At 76.5% G+C, this 18,886-nt stretch carries 17 protein-coding genes; 11 read left to right on the forward strand and 6 right to left on the reverse strand.

Annotated elements, in window-relative coordinates; genetic code table 11:
- Nucleotides 1-39 precede the first annotated feature (39 nt).
- Genes BLS82_RS15630 through BLS82_RS06630 form a run of 3 tightly spaced genes read right to left on the reverse strand, consistent with a single transcriptional unit; the run spans nucleotide 40 to nucleotide 4,031 of the window.
- Complete coding sequence (locus BLS82_RS15630) at nucleotides 40-951, reverse strand: ketopantoate reductase family protein (protein WP_218123683.1); 912 nt, start codon at nucleotides 949-951, stop codon at nucleotides 40-42.
- A 56-nt stretch (nucleotides 952-1,007) separates the two neighbouring features.
- Nucleotides 1,008-2,936 carry a glycoside hydrolase family 2 protein gene (locus tag BLS82_RS15635; RefSeq protein ID WP_176818970.1) on the reverse strand — a complete coding sequence of 643 codons (1,929 nt, stop codon included), beginning with the start codon at nucleotides 2,934-2,936 and terminating at the stop codon, nucleotides 1,008-1,010.
- 45 nt (nucleotides 2,937-2,981) lie between these two features.
- Nucleotides 2,982-4,031 carry a LacI family DNA-binding transcriptional regulator gene (locus tag BLS82_RS06630; RefSeq protein ID WP_218123684.1) on the reverse strand — a complete coding sequence of 350 codons (1,050 nt, stop codon included), beginning with the start codon at nucleotides 4,029-4,031 and terminating at the stop codon, nucleotides 2,982-2,984.
- Between the two features lie 193 nt (nucleotides 4,032-4,224).
- Between BLS82_RS06630 and BLS82_RS06635 the strand changes: the two genes are divergently transcribed.
- The 3 genes from BLS82_RS06635 to BLS82_RS06645 are packed head-to-tail and all read left to right on the forward strand — an operon-like array spanning nucleotide 4,225 to nucleotide 7,448.
- On the forward strand, nucleotides 4,225-5,595 hold the full coding sequence (locus BLS82_RS06635) for an extracellular solute-binding protein (protein WP_092864895.1): 1,371 nt from the start codon (nucleotides 4,225-4,227) through the stop codon (nucleotides 5,593-5,595).
- The gene (locus BLS82_RS06640) at nucleotides 5,592-6,533 is read left to right on the forward strand and encodes a carbohydrate ABC transporter permease (RefSeq protein WP_092863134.1); all 942 of its coding nucleotides are present in this window, start codon (nucleotides 5,592-5,594) and stop codon (nucleotides 6,531-6,533) included. Before BLS82_RS06635 ends, BLS82_RS06640 begins: the two co-directional genes overlap by 4 nt.
- A gap of 3 nt (nucleotides 6,534-6,536) precedes the next feature.
- Complete coding sequence (locus BLS82_RS06645) at nucleotides 6,537-7,448, forward strand: carbohydrate ABC transporter permease (RefSeq protein WP_092863137.1); 912 nt, start codon at nucleotides 6,537-6,539, stop codon at nucleotides 7,446-7,448.
- 8 nt (nucleotides 7,449-7,456) lie between these two features.
- Here BLS82_RS06645 and BLS82_RS06650 read toward each other — a convergent pair whose 3' ends face one another.
- Both BLS82_RS06650 and BLS82_RS06655 read right to left on the reverse strand, forming a co-directional pair.
- A complete protein-coding gene (locus BLS82_RS06650) occupies nucleotides 7,457-8,311 on the reverse strand; it encodes a formate/nitrite transporter family protein (RefSeq protein ID WP_092863139.1) in 855 nt (284 codons plus the stop codon).
- Nucleotides 8,312-8,398: 87 nt separating this feature from the next.
- Nucleotides 8,399-9,712, reverse strand: a complete 1,314-nt coding sequence (locus tag BLS82_RS06655) for an ATP-binding protein (protein ID WP_092863142.1) — start codon at nucleotides 9,710-9,712, stop codon at nucleotides 8,399-8,401.
- Between the two features lie 159 nt (nucleotides 9,713-9,871).
- On the opposite strand from BLS82_RS06655, the gene BLS82_RS06660 reads away from it, so the two are divergent.
- The 7 genes from BLS82_RS06660 to BLS82_RS06690 all read left to right on the forward strand — a co-directional run bounded on the left by BLS82_RS06660 (nucleotide 9,872) and on the right by BLS82_RS06690 (nucleotide 16,508).
- Nucleotides 9,872-10,825 (forward strand): ribokinase, encoded by a 954-nt coding sequence (locus BLS82_RS06660; RefSeq protein ID WP_092864898.1) that lies wholly within the window; start codon nucleotides 9,872-9,874, stop codon nucleotides 10,823-10,825.
- 101 nt (nucleotides 10,826-10,926) lie between these two features.
- Complete coding sequence (locus tag BLS82_RS06665) at nucleotides 10,927-12,006, forward strand: hypothetical protein (RefSeq protein WP_092863145.1); 1,080 nt, start codon at nucleotides 10,927-10,929, stop codon at nucleotides 12,004-12,006.
- A 379-nt stretch (nucleotides 12,007-12,385) separates the two neighbouring features.
- Nucleotides 12,386-12,757, forward strand: a complete 372-nt coding sequence (locus BLS82_RS06670) for a hypothetical protein (protein WP_092863148.1) — start codon at nucleotides 12,386-12,388, stop codon at nucleotides 12,755-12,757.
- An 89-nt stretch (nucleotides 12,758-12,846) separates the two neighbouring features.
- On the forward strand, nucleotides 12,847-13,764 hold the full coding sequence (locus BLS82_RS06675) for a ribonuclease Z (RefSeq protein ID WP_092863151.1): 918 nt from the start codon (nucleotides 12,847-12,849) through the stop codon (nucleotides 13,762-13,764).
- On the forward strand, nucleotides 13,764-14,288 hold the full coding sequence (locus tag BLS82_RS06680; protein ID WP_092863154.1) for an OsmC family protein: 525 nt from the start codon (nucleotides 13,764-13,766) through the stop codon (nucleotides 14,286-14,288). The genes BLS82_RS06675 and BLS82_RS06680 overlap by 1 nt, the downstream gene beginning before the upstream one ends.
- A 169-nt stretch (nucleotides 14,289-14,457) precedes the next feature.
- Nucleotides 14,458-14,946, forward strand: coding sequence for a transcriptional regulator NrdR (nrdR, locus tag BLS82_RS06685; protein ID WP_092863157.1), 489 nt, complete (start codon nucleotides 14,458-14,460; stop codon nucleotides 14,944-14,946).
- A gap of 59 nt (nucleotides 14,947-15,005) precedes the next feature.
- Nucleotides 15,006-16,508, forward strand: a complete 1,503-nt coding sequence (locus BLS82_RS06690) for a flavin-containing monooxygenase (protein ID WP_092863160.1) — start codon at nucleotides 15,006-15,008, stop codon at nucleotides 16,506-16,508.
- Between the two features lie 30 nt (nucleotides 16,509-16,538).
- Here the strand turns inward: BLS82_RS06690 and BLS82_RS06695 are convergent, their stop codons facing one another.
- Nucleotides 16,539-17,849 carry an MFS transporter gene (locus tag BLS82_RS06695; protein WP_176818971.1) on the reverse strand — a complete coding sequence of 437 codons (1,311 nt, stop codon included), beginning with the start codon at nucleotides 17,847-17,849 and terminating at the stop codon, nucleotides 16,539-16,541.
- A gap of 162 nt (nucleotides 17,850-18,011) precedes the next feature.
- On the opposite strand from BLS82_RS06695, the gene BLS82_RS06700 reads away from it, so the two are divergent.
- Nucleotides 18,012-18,881, forward strand: a complete 870-nt coding sequence (locus tag BLS82_RS06700; RefSeq protein WP_092864901.1) for an SDR family NAD(P)-dependent oxidoreductase — start codon at nucleotides 18,012-18,014, stop codon at nucleotides 18,879-18,881.
- Nucleotides 18,882-18,886: the final 5 nt, after the last annotated feature.

An 18,886-nucleotide genomic window follows, 5' to 3' on the forward strand; every position in this document is an offset into this window, starting at 1 on the left:
GGCCGAGGATGCGCCGCAGCGTCCAGGCGTCGCGCACGATCAGCGGCGCTCGAGGTCGGCCACGAGGCGCGCCGTGACGGGCGCGGCCAGGCCGTGCCGCGCCGCGGCCCGCAGCACCGCGCCGCCGAGCGCGTCGAGCTCGAGCGGGCGGCCCGCCTCGGCGTCGCGCTGCATGGACGAGCGCGTGGTGGCCGGGAGCGCGTCGAAGGTGCGCAGCACCCCGGCGGCGTCACCGGCCCCGCCCTCGGCGCGCGCGACGGCGGCGACCTCCTCGACGACCGCGACCAGGTCCTCGCGGCGCCGCTGGCGCACCTCGCCCGCCGGTGCCGCGGCGTGCGTGGTCAGCAGGGCGAGCGGGGCGAGGAAGGCGAGCTTGTCCCACAGCACGGCGGCCTCGCCCTCGCGCACCCGGACGTCGAGACCCGCGCTTCCCAGCGCCCGCGCCAGGCGCTCGACGCCCGGCGCGGCGGTCAGGTCGAGGGAGGCGAAGGGGCTCGCGTGGTGCACCTGCCCGGGTGCGGTGCGGGTGGACTCCACGCGGATCGCCGCGGGCGCCACCGTCGCGGCGGGGTAGCGCTCGCGCAGCACGGCGACGTGCTCGACGCCGTTGAGGAGGGGGACCAGCAGCGCGCCGTCCAGCACCGGCGCGGGCACCCGCTGCAGCGCGGCCTGCAGCGACGTCGCCTTGACCGCGACCAGGCACGCGTCCACGGGGCGGTCGAGCACCTCGGCGGCGGCCACCGGCTGCGCGCGGTCCCCGAAGCGGGCGCTGGTGAGCCGGACGCCGTGCTCGCGCAGCGCGGACGCCGTCCCCGCGCCCGCCAGGCACACCACCTCGTGCCCGTCACCGGCCAGCAGCGCGGCGAGCAGCCCGCCCACCCCGCCGGGGCCCAGGACGGCGACGCGCAGGAGCGCGCCGCCCGCCGCCGCGCCCACCCGGCCCGCGCTCACCCGGCCCGCGCTCACCCGGCCCGCGCTCACCCGGCCCGCGCTCACCCGGCCCGCGCTCACCCGGGCCGCCGCGGGCCCGGGCCGGTGACGACGTCGCGCAGCACCTCGACGGGCAGCTTCGGGCGCCGCTCGGCGTCCAGCAGGCCGTTGGCCTCCTGCAGGGTGTCGGTCAGCTGCGTGTAGCAGAAGCCGGCGAGCACGGGGGAGGCGCGCACGGCGTCGAGCAGGTCGCGCAGGCGCGCCTCGAAGTCCCGCGCGTCGGAGGCGGTGGAGTACCCCCACGTCGCCACCCCGGCCTGCCCGGGCTCGGCGTCCGCCTCCGGCTCCTCGCCACCGAGCACGGGCATGAACCGGACGCCGCCGAACTCGGTGAGCACCACCGGCTGGCCGCGCTCGGCGCCGCCGGGCAGGCGGAGCACCCGGCCGGCCGGCTCTCCGCCGGCCAGCAGCTGCGCCACCGCCTCGCGGCTGCCGTACGCCTCCCGCAGCGCCTCCCCACGCTCGGCGTAGTCGTGCACGGTCCACAGGTCGGAGTCGGTGTGCTCCCACCCGTCGTTGCTGACCACCGGCCGGCTGGGGTCGAGCGCGCGGGTGAGCGCCGCCAGGCCGGTGGCGTAGGACTGCTGCGCGGGGTGCGTGGCGATGTGCTGCACGCCCCAGCTCTCGTTGATCGGCACCCACGTGACGACGCTGGGGTGGGAGGCGTCGCGGCGCACGAGGTCCATCCACTCGGTGGTCAGGCGCCGCACCGCCTCGGGGGAGAACGCGTAGGCGTTCGCCGTCTCGCCCCACACCAGGACGCCGAGGCGGTCGCACCAGTGCAGGAAGCGCGGGTCCTCCGCCTTCTGGTGCACCCGCACGGCGTTGAAGCCCAGCTCCTTGACCAGCTCCACCTCGCGGCGCAGCGCGGCCGCGCTGGGAGCCGCCAGGTGCGAGGTGGGCCAGTAGTTCTGCGCGAGCACCGAGCGCAGGTAGCAGGGCCGGCCGTTGAGCAGGAACGCGCCCCTCCCGGCGCCGGCGGTGCGCAGCCCGAGGTAGCTGGTGACGTCGTCCAGCACCTCGCCCCCGGCGGCGACGCCCGTGCCGCCGTCGCCGCTGGTGAGGACCACCCGGGCGTCGACCAGGCGCGGGTGGTCCGGGGACCACAGCAGCTGCTGCTCGCCCTGGCCGTTCTCCAGCGCGGGGACGCCGATCACCAGGCGGGCGCGCTGCTCGCCCACGCGCGCGGTCTGCTCGGCGAGGACGACCCCGTCCAGGTCCAGGCGCACGGTGACCCGCACCGGCTCGCGCGGCGCCGCGGTGAGGGTGACCTCGCATCCCACGGCGGCCCCCGGGACGTCCGGGGTCCACGCCAGGTGCTCCACGGCGAGCGCGGGCACGACCTCCAGCCACACCGGCTGCCAGATCCCCGAGGTGCGCAGGTACCAGATGTCGTGCGGGACGTCCTGCCAGTCCTGCTTGCCGCGCGGCTGCGTGACGTCGCGCGGGTCGTCCTCGGCGCGCACGACGAGCACGTGCTCGGTGCCCGGGTCCTCGGCGGGGTCGAGCACGTCCGTGACGTCCACCGACCAGGGCGTCTGCCCGCCCTCGTGGCCGCCGAGCAGGGCGCCGTCCAGCCAGGCGCGCGCGCGGTAGTCGACGGCGCCGAAGCGCAGGAGCAGCCGGGAGCCGCGCTCGCGCAGGGCCCGCACGGCCTCGGGCCCGCCGGCGTCGGCCAGCCGCAGGCCGCGGCGGTACCAGAGCACCGGGTGCGGCCCGGGGTCGCCGACGCCCGAGAGCGGGGCCTCGGGCGGGTAGGGGACGGTGATGTCGCGGTCGAAGACGGTGCGGTCGGCCAGGTCGCGCTGGGCGTGCCACCGCTGGGCCAGGCCGGCGCGCTCGTCGTCGTGGGCGAACTGCCACGTGCCCGACAGGTCGCTCCACGCGTCGCGCAGGAGCTGCGGGCGGGGGTGGGTGCCGTCCTGGGCGCTGGCGCGAGCGGGCACGCGGGAACTCCTTCGGGAGGGGCGGGCGGACGAAGGGGGGAGCGCTCAGGGAGCGGGCTGGCGGAGGACGGGCTGGGCCGGTGCGGGGGATCCGGTGGAGCTGCGGCGCACGACGAGCCCGGAGCGGGCGACCACGCGCCGTCCGGGCGCGTCAGTGCCCTCCACGCGCTCGGTGAGCATCTCCACCGCGCTGGTGGCGATGTGGCGCAGGTCCGGGCGCACCGAGCTGAGCGGGGGGCTGAGGTAGGCGGCGAAGGCCACGTCGTCCCAGCCGACCACGGCCACGTCGTCGGGCACGCGCAGGCCGCACTCCTCCAGCCCGCGCAGGGCCCCCAGCGCCAGCAGGTCGTTGGCGCACAGCAGCGCGTCGAGGTCGGTGCCTGCGGCGACGGCCGCGGCCGCGGCGCGTCGGCCCTCCTCGGGCACGTAGTGCGCCGCGGGCAGCTCCAGCTCGGGCGCAGGGTCGAGCCCCGCGGCGCGCAGCGCCTGCGCCCATCCCTCCTGGCGCCAGGTGGCGGTGGACAGCGGGCCCGGAGGCTGGGTCCCGAGGAAGGCGATGCGTCGGCGCCCGCCTCGCACCAGGTGGTCGACGGCCCCGGCCGCGGCGGCGTGGTCGTCGATCCCCACGTGGTCCACGCCCGCGGGCCGGGCGCCCTCGCCGACGAGCACCATGGGCACCTCGCGGCTGCGGGCCTGCAGCTCCTCCGCGGACATGGCGACGGGGTTGAGGACGATGCCGTCCACCAGCCCGGCCTCGCGGGCGTCGACCACGGCCCGCTCCGCGTCCAGCGACCGGTCCGTCTGCTCGACGAGCACGGTCAGGCCGGCCGCGGCGGCGGCAGTCACCACGTGGCGGGCCAGCTCGGCGAAGTAGGGCGCGTCGAGCTCGGGCACGGCGAGGGCGATCAGGCCGGTGCGCCCGCGACGCAGCTGCCGCCCCACCGCGTGCGGGCGGTAGCCCAGCGCGGAGATCGCGGCCTGGACCCGCTGCCGGGTGTCCGGGCGCACCTGGGGGTGGGCGTTGACCACGTTGGACACCGTCTTGATCGAGACCCCGGCGAGCTCGGCGACGTCCTGCAGGCGGGCCCTGGGCACTGTCGCGCTCTCCTCTCGTCGGCGTGCGGGGTGCTCGCCGCGCCCGGTCGAGCACCCGAGGAGCACTCTCGCGCGGTACCGGGCTGCTCTGCTCGCTGGGGCGCGGATCGCACTGTGCCGGGCGCGATGCATCGTTGCAAGGCTTTGTGCATCGTTGTAAGAATGCTCGGCGCCACCTGTGGAGGAGTCGATGATGACCCGATCCGAACCGTGCGGCCGGTCGCCAGCACCCGGTGCGCCGCCCCTGCCGCCCCTCGCCCGGCGCACCCTCAGCCGCCGCGGCCTGCTGTCCGCCGGCCTGTACGGGGGGCTCGCCGCCTCCCTCGCCGGCTGCGGCGGGGCCGCCGCAGGAGCCAGCCAGGACGTGCGCTTCTGGAGCCTGTTCAGCGGCGGGGACGGCGCCCGCATGGAGACGATGCTCGAGGCCGTCCGCCAGGAGACCGGCATCGACATCCGCAACACCGTGCTGGCCTGGGGCGCGCCGTACTACACGAAGCTGGCCATGAGCTCGGCGGGCGGGCGGTCCCCGGAGCTGGCGGTCCTGCACCTCTCCCGCCTGGCCGGCTACGCCCCCGGCGGCTTCCTCGACCCGTGGGACCTGGACCTGCTCGCCGAGTTCGACGTGCGCGAGGAGCACTTCCCCGAGACGGTGTGGCAGCGGGCCCAGCACGACGGCCGGCTCTACGCCGTGCCGCTGGACACCCACCCCTTCGTCGTCATGTACGACATCGACGTCGCCGAGCGGGCCCGGCTCCTGGACGCCGACGCCAAGCTGGTCCCCATCACCTCCCCGCAGGAGTTCCTGGCCGCCGGGCGCGCGCTGGCCGAGGTGACCGGGGACGTCGGCGTCTCCTTCGGCTTCCAGAACGACACCTCCCAGCTGTGGCGCCTGTTCTACGGCCTGTACACCCAGGGTGCCCCGGAGTGGGACCTGACCGGGTCGACGCTGGAGGTCGACCGGGACGTCGCGACCTCGGTGCTGGAGTTCACGGCCGCCGTGCTCGACGGCACGGTCGCCGACCCGAGCCTGGACTACACCGCCGGCCTCGCGACCTTCATCTCCGGGCGCGCCGGCATGATCCTGACCGGGGAGTGGGAGCTGCCCGCCTTCCTGGACGCCGAGATCCCCCTCGGCGCCTCGCCGGTGCCGACGATGTTCGGCCAGCCCAGCGCGTACGCCGACGCCCACTCCTTCGTCCTCCCGCACCAGGACGCCCCGGACCCGCAGCGGCGCCGCGCGACCCACGAGGCCGTCGCCGCCCTGCTCAAGGAGTCCTTCACCTGGGCCGAGGCCGGGCACGTGCCCTCGTACGGCCCGATCGTGGAGTCCCCGGCGTACGCCGAGCTCGAGCCGCAGTCGGACTACGCCCCGACCGCCGGGTTCGCCGTGCTGGACCCGGCGGCCTGGTTCACCGGGGCCGGCGCGAACTTCCAGAACCTGATGACGCAGGCGATGCTGCCCACCGTCGAGGGCTCGGCCCCGCCGGAGGCCGCCATCGACGGCATGGTCGCCCGGGTGGAGGAGCTGCTCGCCACCCCGAACCCCGTGGGAGAGCCGGCATGAGCACCGCTCCTCAGGTCCAGGCGCCGCGGCCGGCACCCCTGCCGCCGCCGGTCGCGGCCGCGCGGCAGCCCGGCGCCGTCCGCGGCGGGAACCGGGGCTTCTGGTTCACCGCGCCCTTCCTCGTCGTCTTCGCCGCTTTCCTGCTCTACCCGGTGGTGTACGGGCTCTACCTCGCCTTCACCGACGCCACCCTCGCCGGCGGCGGCCTCGACGCGGTCGGGCTCGCCAACTTCGCCGAGGCGCTCAGCGACCCCCTGGTGTGGCGGACGCTGTGGAACACCGTCTTCTTCACCATCGCCAGCACCGTCCCCCTGGTGGTCGTCCCGCTGGCCATGGCGCTGCTGGTGCACCTGGGCCTGCCGGGGCAGTGGCTGTGGCGGTTGGCGTTCTTCGCGCCCTACCTGCTGCCGGTCACCGTGGTCTCGCTGATCTGGGTGTGGATCTTCCAGCCGCAGCTCGGCCTGCTCAACGACTGGCTCGGCGCGGTCGGCATCGGCCCGATCCCGTGGCTGCAGGACGAGTCCACCGCGATGTGGGGCATCGTCATCGCCACCGTGTGGTGGACGGCGGGCTTCAACTTCCTGCTGTACCTGGCGGCCCTGCAGAACATCCCCGACCACCTGTACGAGGCGGCGGCACTGGACGGCGCCGGCCCGTGGCGGCAGCTGCGCTCCATCACGCTGCCCATGCTCAACCGCACCACGGGCCTGGTGGTCGTCCTGCAGATCCTCGCCTCGCTGAAGGTCTTCGACCAGATCTACCAGATGACCAACGGCGGGCCCGGGAACTCCACCCGCTCGATCCTGCTCTACGTCTACGACCAGGGCTTCACCAGCTACCGCCTGGGCTACGCCTCGGCGATCGCGAACATCTTCTTCCTGATCATCATCGTCCTGTCCATCGCCCAGCTGCGGCTGTTCGACCGCCGGGAGGCGTGAGCCATGGCCACCCCCAGCCTCACCGCGGGATCCCTCGCTCGCTCCTCGCGCTCCCGCACCAGCACCCGCGCGGGGGCCGCGACGGCTGTCCGCCCGCGCGTGCCGCGCGCGCTCGGCGTCCTCGCCCTCGTCGTCATGGCCGCCCTGTGGCTGGTGCCGCTGCTGTGGGCGGTCGTGACCGCCTTCAAGAGCGAGGACCAGGCCGCGGCGCTGCCGGTGCGGTGGGTCCCCGAGGGCGGGTTCACGATCGAGTCGTTCGCGCGGGTGCTGACGACCTCGAGCCTGCCGCTGTGGCTGTTCAACAGCACCCTCGTCGCCGTGGCGGTCACGGTGATCACCGTGGCGGTCTCGGCGCTGGCGGCCTACGGCTTCTCCCGGACCGTCTTCCGGGGGCGCCGGTGGCTGTTCGCCCTCACCATCGCGGCGATCATGGTGCCGCCGCAGATCCTCATCGTGCCGCTGTTCCGGCAGATGCTCGCCCTGGACCTGGTCGACACCTACTGGGGGATCATCCTCCCGCAGGTGGTCGCCCCGGTGATGGTGTTCGTGCTCAAGCAGTTCTTCGACGCCGTCCCGGTGGAGCTCGAGGAGGCCGCTCGCATGGACGGCGCGGGCATGTTCCGCACCTTCTGGTCGGTGGTGCTCCCGCTGTCCGGGTCCGTGATCGCCGCCGTCTCGATCTTCGTCTTCATCGGGGCGTGGAACAACTTCCTCTGGCCGTTCATCGTCACGAACGACCCGGCGCTGATGACCATGCCGGTCGGCCTCAACGTCGTCCAGGACGCCTACGGCGTCACCTTCGCGGCCGACATGGCCGGCGCGACGGTGGCCATGCTGCCGCTGCTGATCGTCTTCATCCTCTTCCAGCGGCACATCATCCGCGGTGTGGCCACCACCGGCCTGGGCGGCCAGTAGCGGCGTCCTCAGGCGCGCTCGGCGGGCTCCGCAGCGCCTTCCGGGGCCTGCTCGGGAGCGTCCTTGAGGAACAGGTACCAGTACGACGTCGCCACGAAGACCACCGCGCCGACGAGGTTGCCGACGCCGGCGAGGAGCCAGTTGGTCACCGCGACGCCCCAGTCGATCCCGGGCACGCCCGCGAAGATCGCGGCGGGCAGGAAGAACATGTTCGCCACCACGTGGTCGAAGCCCATCGCGACGAAGGCCATCACCGGGAAGAAGACCGCGACGACCTTGCCGGTCACGGACGTCGCGGCCAGGGACATCCACACCGCCAGGCACACCAGCCAGTTGCAGCCGAGGCCGCGCAGGAACGTCTGCCACGCCGAGTGCTCCAGCCCCTTGCCCTCGGCGATCTGCGCGAGCCGCTCGTGCGTCAGCGCCCCGCTGGTGCCGGCCTCCGCCAGCTGCCCGCCGATCACTCCCGTCTGCACGGCGAGGAAGTAGGCGACGAAGAGCGCGCCCAGCAGGTTGCCCAGCAGCACGAGCGTGAGGTTCTGGACGACGTCCCCGAGGCCGATCCTCCCGCGCATGGCGCTGAGCGGGACGAGCATCATGTTGCCCGTCGCGAGGTCGGAGCCCGCGACGAGCACGAGCACGAGGCCGAGGGTGAAGGCGGCGCCCATCACCAGCGTCGGCAGCGTGCCCCACGTGGCCGGGTCCAGCCCGGAGGAGACGGTGATGGCCACGAGGCTGCCGAAGGCGATGTACGCGCCGGCGAGGAAGCCGCTGAGCACGACCTTGTCCCACGCGCGGTGGACCTTCTTCGCCCCCGTCGCGGTGGCGACCTGCGCCATCTCCTGCGGTTCGCGAGCGGACACGAGCGCCTCCCGAGGTCGTGGCAGCGACACTAGGGGCGCCGTCCGCGGGCCACGAGTCGGCGGTGCGGCGGGCGGCGTCGGGCAGCGCTACAGGTAGCTGCCCGTCAGCGGCCCCGGCTGCCAGCGGCCCTCGGCGACCACCCGCTGCAGGCGCTCGGTCGTCAGCTCCCGCCCGTGGGCGAGCACCGCGCGGCGCACGACCTCGCGCAGGTCCGCGCCGGTGATCCCCGCGGGCAGCACCGCCGCGACCGCCGTCACGTCGACGCCCGCCGTCGGGCCGGACGCGCCGCCCAGGTAGCGGTGCAGGATCCGCGCGCACGCGGCCCGGTCCGGCGGCGCCAGGTGCACGACGGCGTCGAAGCGCGCCGAGCGCGTCACGGCGGCGTCGAGGGCGGCCGGGTCGTTGGTGGAGGCGATGGTCAGGACGTCGGTGTACGGCTCGGTGCCGTCGAGGACGGCGAGCAGGTCGGCCAGCGCCGTCCCGCGGGCCCCGGCGCGGCGGTCGCCGAGGTAGAGGTCGACGTCCTCGAGGACCACCACGCAGGGGCCGAGGTCCGCTGTCTCGCGGTAGACCTGCCGCAGCACCGTCGTGGCGGCCGCGGCGTCCACGATGATCACCGTGAAGGCGCCGGCCAGCTCGCGGGCGACCACGCGGCTGAGCGCGCTCTTGCCCACCCCGGGCGGCCCGGCGAGCAGGATGCCCCGGTTGGTGCCCAGCCCGAGGTCGCGCATCACGGGCGCGCGGCTGGTCAGCGCCGCCACGTTGACGTCGACCTCCGCCCACACCGCCTCGGGCAGCACGAGGTCCTCGCGGCTGCCCTCCGCCAGCGTCGTCGGCTCCAGCTCCAGCGGCAGCCGGGCGCTGGCGTGCAGCACCCGGCCGCGGAAGAAGCCCTTGTCGCGGCGCGCGGTGGCCAGCAGGGCGTCGGCGACCTCCCGCGCCGCGGCGTGGTCGGCGGGCCGGGTCAGCACCCGCAGGGACGCCGGCTCCGGCTCGAAGTCGTGCTCGAGCAGCTGGACGACGACGTCCGCGCCCGCCGCGGTGCCGGCCGGGAAGAAGGCCGCCGCGGACGTCGGCACCGACAGGTGCTCGTCGCCGAGGTCGATGCGCCCCCACGTGGGCGCCTCGTCGTCCCGCACCGGCCCCAGCGCGGCGCCGTGGACGGCGACCAGGTCGGCGAGCGCCGCCCCGACCGAGACCGCGCGGGTGTTCGTCAGCTCCACCTGCTCCACGACGAGGGAGGTGTGCGGCTGGTGCAGGCACGCCTCCAGGAAGCCGCTGGCCGTGGTGGTGGTGCCGCTCGCGCCGGTGAGCAGCTCGCCGAGCAGGGTCAGGGCGCGGCGGACGGCGGGCGCCTCGCCGGTCAGCGGCGAGGCGCCGGAGCGGGGGAGCGAGGTCATCGAGGTGGTGGTCCCTGGGGGCGGGGCGGACGGCGCGCGGGAGCGCCGGCGGGGCGTCGAGCCTACGCGCGGACCGCTCGTGCGGGTCGCTGCCGTGGGTCGCTGCCGCAGGTGGTGCGCTTGACGCAGGGCGTCCGGGCGTCCAGGCTCCGCCGCACCGTGACCGAGCACCCCGCACCCGCCAGCGCCCCCGACGTCGTCGTCCTGGGCAGCGCCAACGCGGACGTCGTCCTCGCGGTCGAGCGCGTGCCAGCCGCGGGGGAGACCGTGCTCGCCCGCTCGACGGCGCGCTACCCGGGCGGCAAGGGCCTGAACCAGGCGGTCGCCGCGACCCGCGCCGGCGCGCGCACCGCCTTCCTCGCCGCGCTGGGCCAGGACGAGGCCGGCTCCGCGCTGGCGGCCGTGCTCACCGAGCACGGCGTCTCAGCCGCCCTGGTGCGGCGGGTCGACGTCCCGACCGGCACTGCGCACATCGCGGTGCAGGACGACGGCGACAACGCCATCGTCGTCGCACCGGGGGCGAACGCGACGCTCACCGGGCTGACCGGCCGCGACGCGGAGGCGATCGCTACGGCCCGGGTCCTCGTCGCCCAGCTGGAGGTGCCGCTCGAGGGCGTGCTCGCCGGCGCGCGGGCGGCGCAGGGGGCCGGCACGGCGGTCGTGCTCAACGCCGCCCCGGCCCGGCCGCTGCCGGACGAGCTGCTCGGCCTCGTCGACGTCCTCGTCGTCAACGAGCACGAGGCGGCCGAGCTCGCGGGCGCCTCCGGTGCCGGCGGCGACGTCGGTGCGACGGCCCGGCACCTGCTCCAGCGCGTGCCCGCCGTGGTCGTCACCCTCGGCGGGGCCGGTGCGCTGCACGCCCGCCGGACCGCGGAGGAGGGCCGGGTGCCCGCGCCCGTCGTGGACGTCGTCGACACCACCGGCGCGGGGGACACCTGCACGGGGGTGCTGGCCGCCGCCCTGGCGCAGGGGGCGCCGCTCGCGGACGCCGTCCGGCGGGCCGTGGTCGCCGGGGCGCTGAGCGTGCAGGTGCGGGGGGCGGTGCCGTCGATCCCGACGGCGGAGCAGGTCGACCGCGCGCTCGCCGACCACGGCGGCGCCGCACGCGGGTGACTACCCGCGCCGTCCACGGCGTCCACGGCGCGGGCCCCTGACTTGCACGAACCCGCGAACGGCAGTGCAGTAGGAGGGTTCCCCGACCAGGACGGACGGCTGTGCCTCCACTGCCTGACCTGCGCCGGACCCCGCCGACCACCAGCGGCAGCGCGCCCGCTCCTGGACGGCGCGACGGGCGGCGCGCCGCGATCGTCGCCGTCGCCGTCGTGGGCGACGTCGTCCTCGCCGTGGTGCTGACGCTCGCAGCGCACGCGGGCGTCGGCCTGCTGGTGCTCGGCGTGCCTCTGCTCGCCGTCGGGGTCGTCGCCGCCGCACGCGGGGGCCTGGACTGGGCGCACCTGCACGAGGGCTCCTCGGCCATCGGCACCGCGCTCGTCGGCGCCGCTCTGTCCCTCCTCGCGGTCACGCTCCTCCTGACCGCGCCGGCGCGGTCAGCGGCTGCCAGCGACCCGCCGATCTACCCGCCCGCCCCCGTGCCGCTGTTCACGCCCGGGGGCCTGGTGGGCCGTGCCGCCGGGCCGGACGGTGCGGCGACGCCGATCTCCCCCTCCGTCGAGCCTCCGACGGCTCGAGAGGGGAGGCCGACCGCGGCGGTGCCCTTCGTCACGCCGCCCGGGGCGCCGCCCGTGGTCAGGGGAGGCGCGGGTGCAGCGGGCGGCGCGGGTGCCACGGGCAGTCCGGGCGCCGCTGCGGGGAGCGGTGGCTCGGCCGGCGCAGGAGCCGGCACCGCGGCATCCGCCACCGCGAGCTCCGGACCGGGTGCCGCCGCGGGTGGCAGCGCACCGGGGAGCTCGAGCGGCGCGGTGGGCTCCCAGCCTGCGCCCGCGCCCGCCGGTGACCAGGAGGCTGCGGCCGTCGAGCCGTCACCGGCTCCCGAGCCGGCCGAGGACGCCGAGGCCACGCCCGCCCCGCAGCCGGAGCCCGGACCCGAGCCGGAGTCGGAGTCGGCCGCCGTCGAGCCCGCACCTGAGCCTGCACCCGAGCCGGAGCCGACCGGTGACCCCGCGCCCGCGCCGGCGCCGGAGACCTCCGCTCCTGCGCCGAGCAGCGGCAACGGCGGTGGCAGCGGTAACGGCAACAGCGGTGGCAACAGCGGCGGCAACGGGAACGGCAACGGGAACGGCGGAGGCGACAGCGGTGGTGGGAACGGCAACAGCGCCGGGAACGGCAACGGCTAGAACGTCCTGAGCGGACGCCGAGGGCGTCGGCGCGCCGCTGCCCCGGGTGCGCTCGTCGCGCAGGGCGAGGCTCGCCTGCCGGTGCAGCGGGGCGCCCCGCCGAGCCGTGGCCGACCCGGGCGCTGCCCGCTCGCGCCGGGGCCCTCCGGCGCCGTCCGGCCACCGGGTCGAGCTGCCCGCGCACGAGCACTATCCCGGTGCGGTCGGTGGTCAGGGTCAGGCGGCGGCGGGCGTGGGCGTCGGGGTCGTGGGTGCCGTCGGCGCGGGCGGGCAGCGCCTCCGCGTGGCACCGCTCCGACGAGGACGGCCCGCCGGGACGCGCGCGCTCTTCCCGGCTGACGTGCTTGGCAGCCGCCGGGGCGCCGTGGACGATGGGGGAGTGCCTGACCAGGAGGAGCTCGTCCTGCGCGCCGGGCCCTGCGGCGGCAGCGTTCCGGACGCGGCGCTGCAGCGCGACGTCCTCGACCTGCTCGCCGCCCACCCGCTCGGGCTGCGGCGCGCCGACCTGCGCTCGGCCCTCGCCCGCGCCTACGCCGAGCGGCTGCCGCCGGCGGAGCTCGCCGTCCTCGACACGCGCATCGGGCACGGGCTGGCGCGGCTGAAGACCGCCGGGGACGTCGTCCACGACGACCGGCGGCAGCGGTACCGGCTGCGCCCGCGCACCCCCGGCACGCCGGCCGGGGACCTGCCGGCGCCGCCGGTGCGCGACCTGCCCGGCCTGGACGACGCGGAGCAGGACGAGCTGTTCTGACGCCGGCCGCGCAGCGCGCGCCCGCCCCCGAGCCGGAACTGCATGATCACGACGGGGGAGGGGGTGGGGAGCGGGGTGGCGTCGCCGGGGTGCCGGCCCGCGAGCTCGTCGTCCTCGGGACGGCGTCCCAGGTGCCCACCCGCACGCGCAACCACAACGGGTACCTGCTGCGCTGGGACGGCGCCGGCCTGCTCCTCGACCCCGGCGAGGGCACGCAGCGGCAGATGACGCTCGCGGGCGTCGCGGCGTCCGACGTCGACGCCATCGCGATCACCCACGCCCACGGCGACCACTGCCTCGGCCTGCCCGGCGTCCTGCAGCGCAGAGCGCTGGACGGCGGAACCCAGCCCGTCCCGCTGCTCTTCCCCGAGGCGGCCGGGCCGTACGTCGCCCACCTGCTCGGCGCCGCCGCGCACGGCGCCGCCCTCGCGCGCCCCGTGCCGATCAGCACCGACGGCCCCGTGCTCCGCTTCGCCGGCGGCGCCCTCGAGGCCGCCGCCCTCGACCACCGGGTGCCCGCGATCGGCTACCGCCTCGTCGAGCCCGACGGGCGCCGCATGCTGCCCGACGCGCTCGCCGCCCGCGGCGTCACCGGCCCGGACGTCGGCCGCCTCCAGCGCGAGGGCGTCCTGGCCACCCCGGACGGGCAGGTGCGCCTGGAGGAGGTCAGCGCTCCGCGGCCGGGCCAGCGGTTCGCCTTCGTGATGGACACCCGCGTCTGCGACGGCGCCCGCGCGCTCGCCCGCGACGCGGACCTGCTCGTGATCGAGTCCACGTTCGCCGCCGCGGACGCCGACCTCGCCGCCGCCCACGCCCACCTGACCAGTCGCCAGGCCGGTGAGATCGCCGCCGCGGCGGGCGCCCGCCGCCTGGTGCTCACCCACTTCTCCTCCCGCTACGCCGACGTCGGCGCGCTGGGCGAGCAGGCCCGCGCCGTGCACCCGGACGTCGTCGTGGCCGAGGACGGCGCCCGCGTCGCCGTTCCGCCGCGGCGTAGCCTCGTGTGATGGACCGTTCCCAGCTGCGCGAGATGCAGGCCCCCCTGAAGGACAAGTACAAGGGCGACCCGGAGTCCGCGGTGATCACCTTGACCGCCGACGGCAGCCTCACCGAGGGCGTCACGTGCTCGGTGCAGACCGGGCGCGCGCTCGCCAAGGCCGGCCTGCACCCGATGACGGGCGGGGACGGCGCGTCCCTGTGCTCGGGCGACATGCTGCTGCAGGCCCTGGCCGCGTGCGCCGGCGTGACGCTCAACGCGGTCGCCACGAGCCTGGAGATCCCGATCCGCGGCGGCGAGGTGCACGTCGAGGGCGACCTGGACTTCCGCGGCACCCTCGGCGTCGCCAAGGACGCCCCCGTGGGATTCCGCGACATCCGGGTGCAGTTCCGCCTCGACACCGACGCCGAGCAGGACCAGCTCGACACCCTGCTGAAGCTCACCGAGCGCTACTGCGTCGTCTACCAGACGCTCGCGAGCCCGCTCTCCCTCGACGTCTCCGTGCAGCGCGCCACCGCCGACGCCACGGCCTGATCCCGCGGCCTGACGCCAGCGCCTCCCGCCACCCCGCGACGACGACCCCTGCGCCGCTCCCGTGGCGCAGGGGTCGTTGCACGCGCAGTCACCGCGCCTCTAGCGTGGAGCACGACGCGGTGGTCCTGCGCGGATCCCGCCCGCCGAGCGTGCGAGAGGACGGACCCCCGTGCACTGCCCGTTCTGCAAGCACCCCGACACGCGCGTCATCGACTCGCGCACCTCGGACGACGGCACCGCGATCCGCCGCCGGCGCCAGTGCCCGAACTGCCAGCGCCGCTTCTCCACGGCGGAGACCGCGAGCCTGACGGTGATCAAGCGCTCCGGCGTCGTGGAGCCGTTCAGCCGCGAGAAGGTCATCTCCGGGGTGCGCAAGGCGTGCCAGGGCCGCCCGGTCACCGAGGACCAGCTGAAGCTGCTGGCCCAGCAAGTCGAGGAGTCGATCCGCGCCTCGGGCAGGGCGGAGGTGGAGTCCCACGACGTCGGGGTCGCCGTCCTGACCCCGCTGCGGGCGCTCGACGAGGTCGCCTACCTGCGCTACGCGTCGGTGTACCAGGCGTTCGACTCCCTCGAGGACTTCGAGGCCGCCATCGCCGTGCTGCGCGCGGAGCACGACCCCTCCGGCGTCGGGGCCGGGACGGCGGGCCAGCGCGCGTGAGCCGCGGCGTGCAAGCGCCGGCCCGCGGCGTCCGTTGACCCCTGCCGTTGACCCCTGCCGTGGCACCCGAGCACCTCGACGTCCTCGTCATCGGTGCGGGCCTGTCCGGCATCGGCGCTGCCGCCACCCTGCGGGCGCGGCGGCCCGGCACGACGCTCGCCGTCCTCGAGGCCCGCGAGCGCCTCGGCGGCACGTGGGACCTGTTCCGCTACCCCGGCGTGCGCTCCGACTCCGACATGGCCACCTACGGCTACGGCTTCCGCCCGTGGCGGGACGGCACGACGCTCGCGGACGGCGCCGCGATCCTGCGCTACCTCGCCGACACCGCCCGCGAGCACGGCGTCGAGGGCGCGATCCGCTACGGGCACCGGGTGGTGCGCGCGTCGTGGTCGAGCGAGCGGGCGCGCTGGACGGTGCAGGCCGAGCGCACCGGCCCCGGCGTCGCCCCCGGCACGACGGTCACCCTCACCTGCCGCTTCCTGCACGCCTGCACCGGCTACTTCCGCTACGAGCACGGGTACGCGCCCGACCTGCCCGGCGCCGACGCCTTCCGCGGCCGCCTCGTGCACCCCCAGCTCTGGCCCGAGGACCTCGACCTCACCGGCCGGCGCGTCGTCGTGATCGGCAGCGGCGCCACCGCGGTGACCCTCGTGCCCGCGCTCGCCCGGGAGGCGGCGCACGTGACGATGCTGCAGCGCTCCCCGAGCTGGGTCGCCTCGCTGCCCTCGCGCGACCCGGTCGCCGACCGGCTGCGCCGCGCGCTGCCGCCGCGGGCCGCCGCGGCCGCCGTGCGGTGGAAGAGCGCGCTGCTCACTGCGGCCTCCTACCGCGCCGCGCGCGTCGCCCCGCGCGCGGTCGGCCGCGTGCTGCTGCGCCGCCTCGCCGCGCAGCTGCCCGCCGGCTTCGACGTCGCGACCCACTTCACGCCGTCCTACGCGCCGTGGGACCAGCGGCTGTGCGTCGTCCCGGACGGCGACCTGTTCGCCGCGCTGCGCGAGGGACGCGCCGGCGTGGTCACCGACCGGATCGAGACCCTGACCGCGAACGGCGTGCGCCTGGCGTCCGGGCGCGAGCTCGCCGCGGACGTCGTCGTCACCGCCACGGGCCTGGAGCTGCTCGCCCTGGGCGGCATGGCGCTGAGCGTCGACGGGCAGGACGTCGACCTCGCCCGCACCGTCGCGTGGCGGGGGATGATGCTGTCCGGCGTTCCCGACTTCGCGTTCACCTTCGGGTACACCCACGCCTCCTGGACGCTGCGGGTCGACCTCGTCAGCGCCGCGGTGTGCCGGCTGCTCGACCGCCTCGACGCGCCCGGGTGCGCCGTCGTCACGCCGGGGCCGGCGCCGGCGGCGGGACTGGCGCCGCTGATCGCCCTGCGCTCCGGCTACGTCGCCCGCGGCATCGCCGCCCTGCCCCAGCAGGGCCCCGCACAGCCGTGGCGGGTGCAGCAGAGCCACCTGAACGACCGGCGGGTGCTGCGCTCGGCGCGGCTGACCGACGGCCTGCGGTTCACGCCCGCACCCGCTGCCTCACCGGCGCGCGCGCCGCAGGAGGCCCGCTGAGGCGCTGCGACCGGTCGCGCCCAGGCGCGGTCAGGCCGCCCGTCCGCCGGCCGCCACCGGCTCGGGCGCCGACTCGAGCGCCGACTCGAGCGCCGACTCGAGCGCCGACCCGGCCTCCGCCTCGACCCGCTCGCCGCGGCCGACGCGGCCGAGGACGGCGGCGAGCGCGGCCAGGGCCAGGCCCACGACGCCGACGGCGACGAAGCCGAGCCGCGGGTCGGCGGTGTCGGCGACGAGACCGGTCAGCGGCGCCCCGACGGCGCTGCCGACGGTCAGCGCGGAGCTGTGGAACCCCAGCGCGAGACCGCGGACGCCGACCGGCGTGGTGCGGGTCAGGACGTCGGCGGTCGCCGACATCACCGGCGCGCAGAACAGCCCGGTCGGGACCACGAGCAGCGCGAGGGAGACCCAGCCGTCCGCGAGCGCCACGGGCAGGGCGGTGACGGCGAGCAGGAGGAGGAGGAGCACCGGGGGGACGTGCCGCCCGCTGGCGCCGACGACGAAGCCGCCGACCAGCGAGGCCAGGCACCAGATCGCGTAGACGAGGCCGAGGTGCTCCACGCCGTCCGTCTGCGTCAGGACGGCGGTGATCGCCGTCTCGGTGCCGATGACGGTGAACGTCGAGGCGAACGTGACGACGAGCACCGCGAGCACCGGCGCGGTCAGCCACCGCAGCTCCGCGCGCGCCGGCACCCGGGCCGCGGGCGCGGACCCGGGAGCGGCGACGAGCGCGGCGTCCGCGCGCACCGGCGGGTCCAGCACCAGCAGCGCCAGCCCGCCCGTGACGACGGTGACGGCGACCGTGAGCAGCGCCGTGCTCGCGTCGGTGGCGGTCAGCAGCCAGATGCCGGCCGCGGGGCCCAGGGCGAAGGAGAGCTCGACGCCCATGGAGTCCAGGGAGAACGCCGCCTGGCGCTGCTCGAGCGGCAGCATCGCGGCCAGCGCCTGCCGGGTCAGGGAGTAGATCGGGATCGCCAGCAGCCCGCCGGTGAACGCCGCGGCCAGCAGCGCCGGGAAGCCCAGGTGCGGCGCGGCGCACCAGAAGGCGCCCTCGACGAGCGTGGTCGCCACCAGCACCGGGCGCAGCCCCAGCCGGTCCAGGCCGCGGCCGAGCAGGGGCGCGCCGATCGCTCCGCCGACGGCGAAGGCGGCGCCGATCAGGCCGGCGGCGGCGAAGCCGCGGTGCAGGTCCTGCACGACGTGCAGGGTCAGCACCACCGGCGCCGCGGCGATGGGCAGGCGCGTGAGCAGGGAGACGAGCAGCAGCCCCGGGACGCCGGGGCGCGAGACGACGGAGCGGTACGGGGCGAGCGACACGGCGGAGCGGTCCACTTCGAACACGGCGGCCGGGTCTCGTCCCGGCGACGGGCCGCCTCCGGACCGGGGCAGCCTTCGGGCAACCCCCGCCGGACGCCGGGTGTTCCCGCCCGCTCCCCGCACCGGCCCAGCGGGCGCCGGCGGCTCCGGCGCGCCGTCCGGGCGGCGTCCGCCCAGGATGACGGGATGAAGGACTTCGTGTTCGCGGGCGGGACGGCCGTCGTCACCGGAGCCGGCAGCGGGATCGGGCGGGCGCTGGCGCACGCGCTCGCCGCGCGGGGGAGCGGGCTGGTGCTCATCGACCGCGTGCCCGAGCGCCTGGCGCGCGTGGAGGCCGAGCTGGGTGCCCGGCACCCGGGCGTGCCGGTGCGCACCCACCTCGTCGACCTCGCCGACCGCGAGGCGACGGCCGCGACGGCGGGCGCGGTGCTGGCCGAGCACCCGCGGATCTCGCTGCTCGTCAACTGCGCCGGGGTGGCGCTGATGGGCCGCCTGGACCAGAACGCCCTGGAGGAGTTCTGGGAGGTGATGGACGTGAACCTGCGCGCTCCCGTGCACCTGACGCACGCGCTGCTGCCGGCGCTGAAGGCCTCCCCGGGCTCGCACGTCGCCAACGTCTCCAGCGTCTTCGGCCTGGCCGCGGTGCCGCGCGCGATCGCGTACTGCACCTCGAAGTTCGCGGTGCGCGGGTTCACCGACGCGCTGCGCGCGGAGCTGCGCCCGGCCGGGATCGGGGTGACCAGCGTGCACCCGGGTGGGACGAAGACGCGCATCGCTCGCGACGCCACCCCCGGCACCGGCGTGCCGGCGCAGGAGGCGGAGGCGATCAAGGCGGTCTTCGACCGGGTGCTGACCCTGGAGCCGGAGCAGGTCGCGGAGAAGGTCCTCAGGGCGGTGGAGCACCGCAGGCCGCGGGTGCTGGTCGGGCTGACCGCCAAGGGGCCGGACCTGCTGTCCCGGGTGGCGCCGGGCGGGTACACGCACGTGATGGCGGCGTCGGAGAAGGTCCTCGGGGTCGTGCTCGGGCAGTGGCTGGCGCGCCGCCGGCGCCGGTGAGCGGC

The organism is Quadrisphaera sp. DSM 44207, assembly GCF_900101335.1.
GTDB lineage: Bacteria > Actinomycetota > Actinomycetes > Actinomycetales > Quadrisphaeraceae > DSM-44207.

What these genes read in the sequence shown, in the direction of transcription:
- BLS82_RS06700 (WP_092864901.1), top strand. Translation starts at nt 18,012, where the DNA reads ATGAAGGACTTCGTGTTCGCGGGCGGGACGGCCGTCGTCACCGGAGCC.
- BLS82_RS06635 (WP_092864895.1), top strand. Translation starts at nt 4,225, where the DNA reads ATGACCCGATCCGAACCGTGCGGCCGGTCGCCAGCACCCGGTGCGCCG.
- BLS82_RS06640 (WP_092863134.1), top strand. Translation starts at nt 5,592, where the DNA reads ATGAGCACCGCTCCTCAGGTCCAGGCGCCGCGGCCGGCACCCCTGCCG.
- BLS82_RS06655 (WP_092863142.1), bottom strand. Translation starts at nt 9,712, where the DNA reads ATGACCTCGCTCCCCCGCTCCGGCGCCTCGCCGCTGACCGGCGAGGCG.
- BLS82_RS06645 (WP_092863137.1), top strand. Translation starts at nt 6,537, where the DNA reads ATGGCCACCCCCAGCCTCACCGCGGGATCCCTCGCTCGCTCCTCGCGC.
- BLS82_RS06680 (WP_092863154.1), top strand. Translation starts at nt 13,764, where the DNA reads ATGGACCGTTCCCAGCTGCGCGAGATGCAGGCCCCCCTGAAGGACAAG.